Source organism: Halococcus salsus (assembly GCF_009900715.1).
Taxonomy (GTDB): domain Archaea; phylum Halobacteriota; class Halobacteria; order Halobacteriales; family Halococcaceae; genus Halococcus; species Halococcus salsus.
The window spans coordinates 1,291,908-1,303,601 of sequence record NZ_JAAAJC010000001.1 but is presented as its reverse complement, the minus strand read 5'-3'; the positions used below and the strand labels follow the sequence as shown (position 1 = coordinate 1,303,601).

10 protein-coding genes are annotated in these 11,694 nt (G+C 69.1%); 3 read left to right on the top strand and 7 right to left on the bottom strand.

Annotated elements, in window-relative coordinates; genetic code table 11:
- The first annotated feature begins 53 nt into the window (after positions 1-53).
- Both GT355_RS06710 and GT355_RS06705 read left to right on the top strand, forming a co-directional pair.
- Positions 54-2,045: a molybdopterin oxidoreductase family protein gene (locus GT355_RS06710; RefSeq protein ID WP_160133886.1), complete on the top strand. Its 1,992-nt coding sequence runs from the start codon at positions 54-56 to the stop codon at positions 2,043-2,045.
- Between the two features lie 46 nt (positions 2,046-2,091).
- Positions 2,092-2,733 carry a molybdenum cofactor guanylyltransferase gene (locus GT355_RS06705; RefSeq protein WP_160133885.1) on the top strand — a complete coding sequence of 214 codons (642 nt, stop codon included), beginning with the start codon at positions 2,092-2,094 and terminating at the stop codon, positions 2,731-2,733.
- On the opposite strand, the gene moaA is transcribed toward GT355_RS06705, so the two are convergent.
- The 7 genes from moaA to GT355_RS06670 form a co-directional block, all read right to left on the bottom strand.
- Positions 2,723-3,733, bottom strand: coding sequence for a GTP 3',8-cyclase MoaA (gene moaA, locus GT355_RS06700; protein WP_160133884.1), 1,011 nt, complete (start codon positions 3,731-3,733; stop codon positions 2,723-2,725). The two genes, GT355_RS06705 and moaA, sit on opposite strands and share 11 nt — an antisense overlap.
- A 104-nt stretch (positions 3,734-3,837) precedes the next feature.
- Entirely contained in the window at positions 3,838-4,761 is a 924-nt protein-coding gene (locus GT355_RS06695; RefSeq protein ID WP_160133883.1) for a WD40/YVTN/BNR-like repeat-containing protein, read from the bottom strand.
- A gap of 78 nt (positions 4,762-4,839) precedes the next feature.
- Entirely contained in the window at positions 4,840-5,118 is a 279-nt protein-coding gene (locus GT355_RS06690) for a hypothetical protein (RefSeq protein WP_160133882.1), read from the bottom strand.
- Between the two features lie 58 nt (positions 5,119-5,176).
- A complete protein-coding gene (locus GT355_RS06685) occupies positions 5,177-5,506 on the bottom strand; it encodes a hypothetical protein (protein WP_160133881.1) in 330 nt (109 codons plus the stop codon).
- Positions 5,507-5,557: 51 nt separating this feature from the next.
- Positions 5,558-7,912 carry a formate dehydrogenase subunit alpha gene (fdhF, locus tag GT355_RS06680; protein ID WP_160133880.1) on the bottom strand — a complete coding sequence of 785 codons (2,355 nt, stop codon included), beginning with the start codon at positions 7,910-7,912 and terminating at the stop codon, positions 5,558-5,560.
- A 1-nt stretch (position 7,913) separates the two neighbouring features.
- The gene (locus tag GT355_RS06675) at positions 7,914-8,843 is read right to left on the bottom strand and encodes a 2Fe-2S iron-sulfur cluster-binding protein (protein WP_160133879.1); all 930 of its coding nucleotides are present in this window, start codon (positions 8,841-8,843) and stop codon (positions 7,914-7,916) included.
- 43 nt (positions 8,844-8,886) lie between these two features.
- Positions 8,887-10,419: an NADH-ubiquinone oxidoreductase-F iron-sulfur binding region domain-containing protein gene (locus tag GT355_RS06670; protein ID WP_160133878.1), complete on the bottom strand. Its 1,533-nt coding sequence runs from the start codon at positions 10,417-10,419 to the stop codon at positions 8,887-8,889.
- A gap of 138 nt (positions 10,420-10,557) precedes the next feature.
- Between GT355_RS06670 and GT355_RS06665 the strand changes: the two genes are divergently transcribed.
- Positions 10,558-11,685: an NAD(P)/FAD-dependent oxidoreductase gene (locus tag GT355_RS06665; RefSeq protein WP_160133877.1), complete on the top strand. Its 1,128-nt coding sequence runs from the start codon at positions 10,558-10,560 to the stop codon at positions 11,683-11,685.
- Positions 11,686-11,694 lie beyond the last annotated feature (9 nt).

Here is an 11,694-nt window from a genome sequence, read left to right as displayed (position 1 = left end):
TTTCTCGACCGAAGGCGGTACCGAGTCGACCCCACGGTCGGGTTCGTTTCATCATGAGTCAGGAACCAGCGGACGGCGTTCAGAGCGTCTGTCCACGGTGTTCGGTCGGCTGTTCACTCCGATACGACGCGAACGCCGGACGCGCGCGCGGCGTCAGCGGCGCGCCGGTCAACCGGCGGGGCGAACTCTGTCCGAAGGGCATCGGCGCGTTCGACGTGTTCGACCCCGACGACCGGCTGACCGAACCCCTGGTCCGGCGCGATGGCGACCTCGAACCTGCGACGTGGCCGGACGCCCTCGACCGGATCGAAACGGCCTTCGAGCGGATCGTCGACGACCACGATCCCGACGCGCTCGCCTTCCTCGGGGCACCACACTGCACCAACGAGGAGAACTACACCTTCCAGAAGCTCGCACGCGTCCTCGGAACCAACAACGTCGACAACCGGGCACGGCTGTGCCACGACGCGAGCGTCTCGGCGATGGAGGCCCGCCTCGGCGCGGGCGGAATGACCAACTCGCTCGCGGACATCAGGGAGGCCGACGTGTTTCTGGTCGTGGGTTCGAACCCCGCCGACCAGCAGCCGGTGGCGTTCGACTCGTTCGTCCGGCCGGCGGTCAACGACGGCGCGACCCTCGTCCACGTCGACCCACGTGCGAACGCCACCACACGGCTCGCCGACCACCACCTCGCGCCGCGCCCCGGAACCGACGCACAGGTGATCTCGCTGCTCGCGAGGACGATCCTCGACGAGGGGCTGGTCGACGAGGGGTTCGTCGCCGACCGTACGACTGGATTCGAGGCGTTCGCGGCGTCGGTCGCGGACGAGGACCCGGCGGCGACCGCCGACCGGGCCGGCGTCGACCTCGGGACGGTTCGGGACGTCGCCCGTGGGTTCGGACGCGCCGACCGCGCGACGGTCGTCACCGGCACCGGTATCGAGGACGGCCCCGACACCGCCGAGGCGCTGTTGAACCTCCTCCTGCTCACGGGGAACCTCGGCGAGCGCGGGACCGGGATGAACGTCTTCCGCGGGCTCAACAACGAGCAGGGTGCCTCCGACGTCGGCGCGCTCCCCCACCGACTGCCGGGCGGCCAGCCCGTCACCGACCCCGACGTCCGGGAACGGGTCGCGGAAGCGTGGGGCGTCGAGCCCCCGACCGAACCCGGATTGAACGAACAGGACCTCGTGCGCGGCTTCGGCGACGGGATCCGCGGGGCGTTCGTGCTCGGCGAGAACCCGGCGGTGACGAAGCTCGGGACCGAACGCGTCGCGCGCGGCCTCGAATCGCTCGATTTTCTGTTGGTTCAGGACGTGACCCACACCGAGACCACCGCCCACGCCGACGTGGTGCTGCCGGCGAGCGCGTGGTCGGAGAAGTCGGGCACCGTCACCAACCTCGACCGACAGGTCCAGCGTATGCGGACCCTCGAATCCCCGCCGGGCGAGGCGCGAGACGACCTCGCCGTCCTCTGCGCGCTCGGCAAGCGCCTCACCGACGTCGCATTCGACGACGACCCCGAACGCGTGTTCGAGGAGATGACCACCGTGAACCCGCGCTACGCCGGCATGAGCTACGAAGGGGTCGGGACCGGGGGCCAGCGCTGGCCGTTCGCCGAGGGCGCGGACGAGGGGACGGCAGTGCTCCACCGCGAGCGCTTCCTGACCGGCGAGCAGCGCGCGCCGTTCGTCCCGACCGCCGCGACCGCGGACGAGGCGAGCGACGACGGACTCGTCCTCCTCACCGGCGGCCGGAGCGGCGACACCACCAACACCACGATGGGACGCGACGGCGACGGCCACGACGATACGCTCGCGATCCATCCCGCGGACGCGGACGAGAACGGGCTCGCGGACGGCGACCGGGCGGTCGTCGAGAACGCGAACGGTGCCATCGAGACGACCGTTCGACGTACCGAGAGCGTCCGCGAGGGGTGTGTCTACCTCCACGCCCGCGCCGCCGACCCGCTGGTCGGGGAGGGGCAGACGCACGTCGAACTCCGCCCCGCCACGACCGCCGCCGACCGGCCGCTGAACGACTGAGCCGGAGGGCGGAACCCTCATCCTCACGGCCACCTACCCACCCACGATGCGTGCCGGAGTCATCCTCGCCGGCGGCTTCTCGACGCGCTTCGGCGAGACCGACAAGGTCCTGGCCGACGTCGCCGGCGTGCCGATGGTCCGACGGGTCGCGACGCGGCTCGACGGCGTCGTCGACGAGCTCGTGGTGAACTGTCGGGCCGCGCAGGTCGACGGGATCGAGCGCGCGCTCTCGGGGACGACCGTCGAGTTCGCGGTGGATCCGACCCCTGACGAGGGACCGCTCGCCGGGATCCGGACGGGACTGACCGCGACCGACGCGACGTACGCCGCGGTCGTCGCCGCGGACATGCCGCTGGTCGACCCCGGATTCGTCTCGTTCCTGTTCGAGCGCGCACGGGGCCACGACGCCGCGGTCCCTCGGTGGGAGGGACGGCTGCAACCCACGCACGCGGTCTACCGGCGGGCCGCGATGGTCGAGGCCGCCACGTGGGCGCTCGCGAACGGCGACCGGCGGCTGGTATCGGCGTTCTCGACACTGGATCACGTCGTCGTCGGAGAAGCGACCGCCCGCGAACGCGGTGCTGGGGGGACGTTCACCAACGTCAACACGCGGGAGGAGTTGCGGCGCGTCACGGGCATGTTCGAGAACGGATCCGGGGCCGAATCGGGCGACGGCGCTACGCGCTGACCGGTTCTTCGAGGTACTTCTCGTTGACCGTCCAGCCGCCGTTGCCGTCCCGGACCATGTACTCGCCGTAGTAGGGAACTCGACTGTCGACGACCTCGCGGAAGGCCTCGCGGATCTCGTCCCGGTTCATCTCGCCCATCGACTTGAGGTCGTCGTTGCGGTTCAGACAGCCCTTGAGGTAGCCCTCGTGGGTGACCCGTACCCGGTGGCAGTTCGCACAGAACGTCTCGTTGCCGACGGGGTCGACGATCTCGATCATCCCCCCCGAGGTGTCGTCGGGGGCACCGTGGGCGTCGTCCTCACCGGTCATCCAGTAGCGCCGTCGGTCGTGCATCTCGCGGTGTTCGATCCGACTCGCTCGCTCGGCGAGCCAGTCGTGGATCCGTTGGATGTCGATCGCCCACTCGGGATGGCCCGCGATCTCGGGCATGTACTCGATGAGCTGGAGCCGAAGTCCGGGGTTCGTCGCGACGTGGTCGACCATCTCGGGAACGTACTCGACGGTGCCCTCGAAGACCACCATGTTGAGCTTCACCGGGTCGAGTCCCGCATCGAGCGCGGCCTCGACCCCTTCGATGACTTGGTCGTAGGCACCCGATTCGGTGATCGCGGCGAAGTCGTCTCTATCGAGGGCGTCCTGGGAGACGTTGACCCGGTCCAGTCCGGCCTCTCGGAGCGCCTCGGCCCGGCCCGGGAGGAAGGTCCCGTTGGTGGTGAGCGAGGTCTCCATCCCCTCGGGCGTGCGCCGAACGATCTCCTCTAGGTCGTCGCGGAGCATCGGCTCGCCCCCGGTGAACTTCGCCTTCTCGACACCGAACTCGCGGGCGACCTCCAGAAACCGCACTACGTCGTCCGTCCCCATCTCGCTCTCGGCGGGATCCATCGGGCCGCGGGTGTCGCCGAGCCCCTCGTTGTGGCAGTAGACGCAGTCGAAGTTGCAGCGGTCGGTCAGCGAGATCCGGACCCCCGAGACCTCCCGTCCGAACCCATCGACGAGCATGGGTTGGCTTCGGCCCGCGGACGGTTAAACCTGCGCGCTGACCACGCGTGTTCGACCCGTCCCCCGAACGCCGACCGCCCCGAAGCTCTCACTCCCGTGGTCCCTCAGACGACCGCGAGCGAGCGGACCCCGGACGGGACGTGTCCGACCGTCGTCCAGCCGTCGGGCTCGCGAGCCAGCACCCGGCCTTCGGTGGTTCCGGCGACCACCCGACCGTCCCACGCCGTCCACGCGAGCACGAACTCCTCGGGATCGCCGGGATACGACACCGAATCGAGCGTGTCGCCGCCGTCCCGCGATTCGAACAGCGCTGCGTCGGCCCCGCTCTCCCCGCCCCACGTCGGTGGCGGGTCGCGCGCCGCGGCGACGTAGAGGGTCCCCTCGAACGCGAACGCTTCCCGGAAGTAGCTGTGGTCGACGGCTTCGTCGATTCTGGTCCACGACCGCCCGGTGTCGCGGGTCCGGTAGAGCCCACCGCCGGTCGAGGCGACGTACTCCTCGTCGCCGAGCACGAGGACGTGGTGGACGTCGTCGTGGACCCCCTCGCGCCGTTCGGTCCACGTCTCGCCGCGGTCGTCGCTGACGTGGACCCCGCCGACCTCGACACCCGCGATCACTCTCTCGGGCGCGTCGGGATGGGTTCCGAGACTCCGGACGTGGGCCTCGTTTCGGTGGCGCGGGGTGTGCCACTCGTCGCGCGACGGAAGCTCCTGGAAGCCCTCGTACTCGTTCCAGGTTTCGCCACTATCCATCGAGACGTAGAGGTGGGCGGGATGCGTCCCCGCGTAGAGGCGCTCGCCGTCGGGGCTCGTGACGGCCGAGTAGACCTCCTCGCGCGGGACGTCGAGCCGCTCCCACTCCGCCCCACCGTCGGTCGAGCGGTAGAGCCCGCTCGTGGTCGCGGCGTACGCGCTCGCCTCGAACGTCCGCACCCGAAGCGTGTTCCCCGCATCGACCACGCGCTCCGCGTCGTCGAGCGACTCGCCCGACCGGAAGACGCCGTCCCGCGTGCCGAGCAAAAGCGACATGGCCTCCGGTAAGTCGTGAGACGACAAAACCCCTCCGCGGGGTCGTTCCGTTGTCGTTCCCGAACCCCGACGGGCTGGCTAGGCTCCCGGCCCTTCCTTCGGGTAGTTGCCCGTCAGGACGTTGTACGCCACCGCGAGGCCGGCCGTGACGACCGCGAACGCGAGGTTGAATCCCGCTCGGGGGGTCGTCGTTTTCTCGCGCAGGAGGTGACTCTCGCAGTTCGGACAGGTCGTTCCCTCGACGTCGAACTCGGTCCCACAGACCGTACACTCGTGGACGGTTCGCTGGTGGCTGCCGATGCCGGTCGGCGTCGGGTCGAGGCCGACCAGCCGCTTCGCTTTCACGGTCCAACTCATTGGGTCACGTTTCGTGCGCGAGCACTTAGGTGTTGACCGCGCCGGCGGGTCCGTGCGTTCAGAAGTCCTCGGTGTGGCTCTCTTCCTCGGGGATGTCCTCGTAGGAGACCGACTCGTGTTCGGACTCGGCGGCGTAGGACGGCCAGAACCGGATCTCCTCGTCGGTGACGTCGGCGACCGACGCCAGCGGCGCGCCAGCGAGGGTCTCGCCCTCGACCTTGATACCCGTGATCTCGGCGATCTTCATGTCGCTCAGAAGTCCGGGGTCGATGTCGTCGTCGACGTCGATGTACATCGTGGGGCCGTCGACCCCGCCGAGCGTGCCGATGTTCCGCCCTTTCGCCGTGAGGATTGGCTTGCCGATGTCGTCCTCGGTGACCGTTCCCATGGTCGTTTCGTTCGGGACGGCGAAGAATAACTGTTGGCACCGCCCGCGCCGTCAGTCGTCCGAGCTCGCGGGTCGTCCCGCCTCGCCACGCGGCACGCTCCCCTGGAGGTCGTCGACCTCCTTCCCGGTCACCGTGATCTGGACGTCGGTGATCTTGTACTCGGGTGTGCGTGCCGCACCGTCGAGCGGGTCCTCCTTCGTGAGGTTGTTCGCGCCGCCTTCGAGGTAGTGCATCGGGACGAACACCTCGCCGGGGTTCGGACGGGTCGTGATCTGCACCAGCATCTCCGTCTTGCCGTGCCGGGAGGTGAGTTCGACGACCTCCTCGTCCGCGATCCCGTACTCCTCGGCGGTCTCGGGGTGAACCTCGACGAAGCTCTTGTCGGAGTAGGACATGATCCCCTCGTCGCGGAACGTCATCGTCCCGGTGTGGTACTGATAGAGGACCCGTCCCGAGGTCATCACCAGCGGGTAGTCGTCGTCGGGCGTCTCCGACGGATCGACGGTATCGGCGGGATGCATGTGCGCCAGGCCGTCGTTGGTCTGGAACTCCTCCTCGTAGGTGTAGGGGGTGCCGGGATGGTCCATGTCCCAGACCGGCCACTGGAGTCCGTCGCCGTCTTCGAGGGCTTCGAGCCGCTCGTGGCTGATCCCCCCGTAGATCGGAACCACCTCACTGATCTCGTCCATGATGTCGCTCGGGTGCTCGTACTCCCACTCGTAGCCGAACTTCGCCGCGAGCGCCTTCGTGATCCGCCAGTCGGGTTTGGCGTTGCCGATGGGGTCGACCGCCCGTTTCACCAACTGGACGTGACGTGTCGAGGCGGTGTACGTGCCGTTGGACTCGAGCGAGGCGGTCGCCGGCAGGACCACGTCGGCGAGCTCGGCGGTCTCGGTCAGGAAGATGTCCTGGACCGCGAGGAAGTCGATGTCCTCGGTGAGGACCTCGCGGGCGTGGGCGATGTTCGGCTCCGAGACCAGCGAGTTCTCGCCCTGGATGAACATCCCCCGGATGTCGCCGTCGGCGGCCGCGAGGAACATATCCGTGAGGCGGTAGCCCTCCTTGTCGGGCATTTCATCCACACTCATCCCGTAGGCCTCGGCGAACTTCTCCCGGTTCTCCTCGTTCGTCACCGGCTGGTAGCCCGGGAAGTTGTTGGGGAGCGGCCCCATGTCACCGCCACCACCTTGAACGTTGTTCTGACCGCGGAACGGCGAGACACCGGATTTCGGGTTCCCGATGTGGCCCGTCACCAGCGCGAGGTTCGCGATGGCGTAGATGTTCTCGGTGCCCTTGGCGTGCTCGGTCATCCCGAGCGTCCAGCCGAACACACAGGAGTCGGCCTCCGTGATGGTCTCGGCCGCGCTCGCGATCTCCTCGGGCGGGACGCCGGCGTGCTCCTCGACGAACTCCGGCGTGAACTTCTCGACGCTCTCCTCGACCTGTTCGATCCCCGAGGTCCGCTCCTCGATGAACTCTCGGTCTTCGAGGTCGTTCTTCAGGATGTACCTGACGAGCCCGTTGAGCCAGGTGTTGTCGTAGCCCGCCTTGATCTGGGAATACTGGTCGGCGTACTCCGCGATCTGGGTCTTCCGCGGGTCGAACACCAAGAGGTCCGCGTCGTTGTGCATGACGTTTTGCTTGATCCGCGTCGCGAGCACCGGGTGGGCCTCGGTGGTGTTCGACCCAGTGAGAAGGTAGCAGTCGGTCTCTTCGAGCGCCTCCATCCCGACGGAGGCCGCGCCGAAGCCGAACGTCGAGGAGAGGCCGGAGACGGTCGAGGAGTGACAGAGCCGGTTGCAGTTGTCGATGTTGTTGGTGCCGATGACCTCGCGTGCGAACCGCTGCATCGCGTAGTTGTCCTCGTTGGTGGCCTTCGAGGAGGCCACGAACCCCAGCGCGTCGGGGCCGTACTCCTCCTTGATGCCGCCGAGTCCCTCGGCAACCCGCGTCAGCGCTTCGTCCCACGAGGCCTCCCGGAACTCGCCGTCTTCCTTCACGAGCGGCTGGGTCAGCCGGTCGTCGCTGTGGGTGTAGCCGTGGGCGAATTTCCCCTTGACACAGGTCGAGATCCCGTTGATCGGCGCTTTCTCCGGGCGGGGTCTGGTCCCGAGGAACTCGCCGTCCTTCGTGAGGACGTCGAACCGGCAGCCGACCGCGCAGTACTCACAGGTCGTGTCGGTGACGTCGATGTCGTTCTCCTGGTAGTCGGCGACCGCGTCTGCGATCGAGAACAGCCGCCCCTCGGAGACCGCGTTCCCCATGAAGCCCGAGACCGCGTGCTCGAACGGTCGCACGACCTTGTCGTTCGCGGTCTCCTTGGCCTGTTCGCCCGCCTGTGCCTTCGCGCGGGCCATGAAGCCCGCGACGCCCTCGTTCTCGGTGTCGGGTGTGTCCTGGCTCATCTCAGTCGTCCCCCACGGATTCGAAGGTAGCCGCCGGCTCGTTCTCGGTCTCCTCTTGGCGCTTCATCGGGGTCATCTGGCCCGGCTGGTGCTCGTACTCCTCGCCGACTATCTCCTCGGCGGAGTTCTTGTGCGTGAAGCCGGGGACCGGGAGCGTCGTGGAGTCCACGAGCCCCTGTTCGACCAGCGCGCCCGTCGGGCAGACCGTCGCGCAGTGCCCGCAGGAGACACAGGTCGACTCCATCATCGTCTCCGCACCGTTCTGGAATCCTATCCTGGTGTCCTCGCCCGAGCCCTCCATCCGGAGGACGCCCTCGACCTGGACGTCGTTACAGGCCTCGACACAGCGGTTACAGAGGATACACTTGTTGCGGTCGATCTGGATGAAGGGGGACGAATCGTCGAGCGGTTCGAGTTGGCTCCGGTCGTGCATCACGCCGTATCTGGGCTCCTCGACCTCGTTCTGGATCGAGACGTCCTGGAGGTCGCACCGGCCGTTCTGGCCGCAGGTCGTACAGAGCAGGTTGTGGTTCGAGAGCAGGAGGTCGAGGTTGACGTCGCGCGCCTCGCTCGCCGCGGCGGTGTCGGTGGTGACGCTCATCCCCTCCTCCGGCGGGAAGCTACACGAGGGCACGACGCCGTGCTCCTCGGTCTCGACCATACAGGTCCGGCACTCGCTCCGCGGGCCGATCTCCTCTTCGAGGTCGTACGAACAGAGCGCGAGCACCTCGCCCTCGGTCTCGACGCGTTCGCAGGCGTCGAGCAGAGTCTCTCCCTCCTCGACGTCGACTGGTTCGCCGTCGACGGTCACCGTCGCCGCCTCGGTCGCGCCCGCCGCGGGGTCGTTGGCGGTTCCCGGGGCGATGTCCTCGGTGAACGGTACGTCGGGGCCGGTCGTGTGGGAGTTCTCCCAGATCGGGTCCGTACTCATGATAGGTCCTCGTCGTCGGTCGTGTCGAACGGGTCGTCGGTCGTCATCGGTCACAGGCCCCGGTCGGACAGCGGCCCTGGGCGTGGGCGGCGAACTCCGCACCGAAGCCGTCCATCGCGGTCGTCACGGGGCGGGGTGCGTCGCGCCCGAGCTCACAGGTGCTGGTCTCGCGCATCACCCGCGCGAGCTCGCGGAGCATCCCCTCCTTGTACTCGCCGTCGTAGACGTCCCGGAGGAGGTTCACCAGCTGTTTCGAGCCCTCGCGACCGGGGACGCACCGCCCGCAGTTCTCCTCCTTCGCGAACGTCGCGCGCTCGCCCGCGAACGCCACCGGACAGGTCGACTCGTCGAGGAGTTCGACAACGCCGTTGGTGCCGAGCTGTGCGCCGGTCAGCCCGGACGCGTTCGCGGGCACGTCGAGCGTGCGCGTCAACCCGCCGAAGACGCCGCCGACGCAGGCCATACTTCGGCCACCCGCCTCGACCGCCGACAGCGCCGAATCGAGGCCGTCGTCCGTCGAGAGCTCGACCGTCGCCGGGGACGCGACGTCGCCCGTGACGGTGACCAGTCGGGTTCCGGGGTCGGAAGCCACGCCGCCGAGGTCCTCGCCGGCGAGGGCGCGCCCGACCTGGGCGAACGTCCGCGGCGTGTGGACCAGCGTGGGGCGGCCGTCGACACCGTACTCGCTGGGGCCGGGCGGGGTGCGCCGGGCTTCGAGCCGGTGGTTGCCCTCGATGGCTTCGAGGACCACCGTGGGTTCGCCGGCCTTGTACTCGTCCGGGCCGGCGACGATCCGGGTCGAGAGCCCGTCGACGGTCCCGTCGAGGGCTTCCGCCGCCGTCTTCGCCCGCTCGCGGGCCAGGTGCTCGCGTTCGTTGACGTAGACCACGAGGTCGGTGGCGTCCACCGCGCGGGCGGCGGCGAACGCCGGGTCGAGCACCGAGAAGGGCGCGCTTTCGAGTAACAGACGATCGGCCTCGGCATCGGGGTCGGCCTCGTTGGCGTTCACGACCACCACCGCGTCGCCGTCGGTTTCGGCGACGGTCGCCCACTCCTCGACCACCGGCGTATCAGTGGCGACATCGCCGCGGCCACGCCCGCGAAGCCCCGTCTCGCGGAGCCGCTCCATCGCGTCGTCGGTCGTCTCGGACGCGAGGAACTCTCCGGCGCGGTAGTCGTCGGTGCTCGTCGGGTTCGTCCATCCGACCCCGGAGAGCGCGGCCCGTCGTCCGACCGCGAGCGGTCCGTCGTCGGGGAGCGGGAGTGACGCCGTTTCGGGGTCGTGTTCGACGACCGCCATCGCGTCGTCGGTCGGCAGCGTTCCCTCGTCGAGCGACTCGACGAGCGCTCGAACGCCGTCGGTATCCATTCCGGAGAAGAAGGCAGTCTCGCCATCGAGCGTCGCCAACACGAGCGGTTCGAGACCGGCGATCCCGGTCGACCCGACCGCCGCTACTGCGACGGTCGTCTCGGGGTCGCGCCCGGCGGCGAGGAGTTCGTCGCTCCGCGAGTCGTTCCCCGCCCCGGCGACGCGAACGGCGGGGTCCCGCCCGCGGACACCATCATCAACCATCATGGTATGGAGTCCCTCGCCGCGTATAGATGTATCGCCTGCGAACCTCGGGGCCCGAAATCGGGACCGGTCGGCCGGCCGAAAACCGGCAGCAGCCGCCGGGATCGACACGTTGAGTCGGCGACCACGCGCTCCGGGGATATGCACGAGCGCTACGAAGCGATGGTGGTCGGCGGCGGCATCGTCGGCTCCACGACGGCGTACCACCTCGTCCGGAACGGGGTCGAAACGTTGCTCGTCGACCGTCGGGACGAGGGTCGGGCGACCGACGCCGGCGCAGGCATCCTCTCGGCGGCGACGAGTTCGCGCGGCGAACCGTGGTTCGGGTTCGCCGCCGAGGCGGTAGCCTACTACGACGACCTCGTGGCGGCGCTCGAAACCGACCAGAACGGCCCGCACGGCTACGCGAAACGCGACCTCCTCCGGGTCGCGGTCGACGACGAGGAGATCGATGAATTCGACGAGACCCTCACCGAGGTCCGTCGGCGCGAGGCGGCGGCGGGTCCCCCAGCGGAGGGTTCGATCGCCGAGCTCTCGACCGAGGAAGCCCGCGCGGCGTTTCCCCCGCTGGCCGACGTCCGGCGGGCGTTTCGGTACGACGACGCCGCGCGGGTCGACGGACGGACGTTCGAGGGCGCGCTCCGGCGGGCGGGCGAGACGCACGGGCTCGAAACGAGGGATGCGAGCGCGGAGCGGCTCGTAGTCGAGAACGATTCGATCGAGGCGGTCGTCGTGGACGGCGACCGGATCGAGACGGGGCGGGTCGTCGTCGCCGGCGGCGCGTGGTCGGCGGCGTTCGGCGACCAACTCGGAATCTCGATCCCGATCGAACCCCAGCGCGGTCAGATCGTCCACCTCACTGTCGACGCGAACACGACCGACTGGCCGATCGTCAGCCCGTTTCGCGGCCACTACCTCGTCTCGTGGGACGACGGCCGGGTCGCGGTCGGCGCGACCCGCGAGACCGGCACCGGGTTCGCGCCCCACACCACCGTCGCGGGGCTTCGGGAGGTACTCGACGAGGCGACGCGGGTCGCGCCGGGACTCGCCGAGGCGTCCTTTCGGGAGGTGCGGGTCGGTCTCCGCCCGGTTTCGGCCGATGGCCTCCCGGCGCTCGGCCCGGTACCGGGGATCGAAGGCGCGTTCGTCGCGACGGGCCACGGCCCTTCGGGCCTCCAGCTCGGGCCGTACTCGGGCAAACTCGTCGCGGAGGCGGTGTGCGGTAACGAGCCCGACGCGCTCGAACCGTTCACCGTCGATAGGTTCTGATCGGTCCGA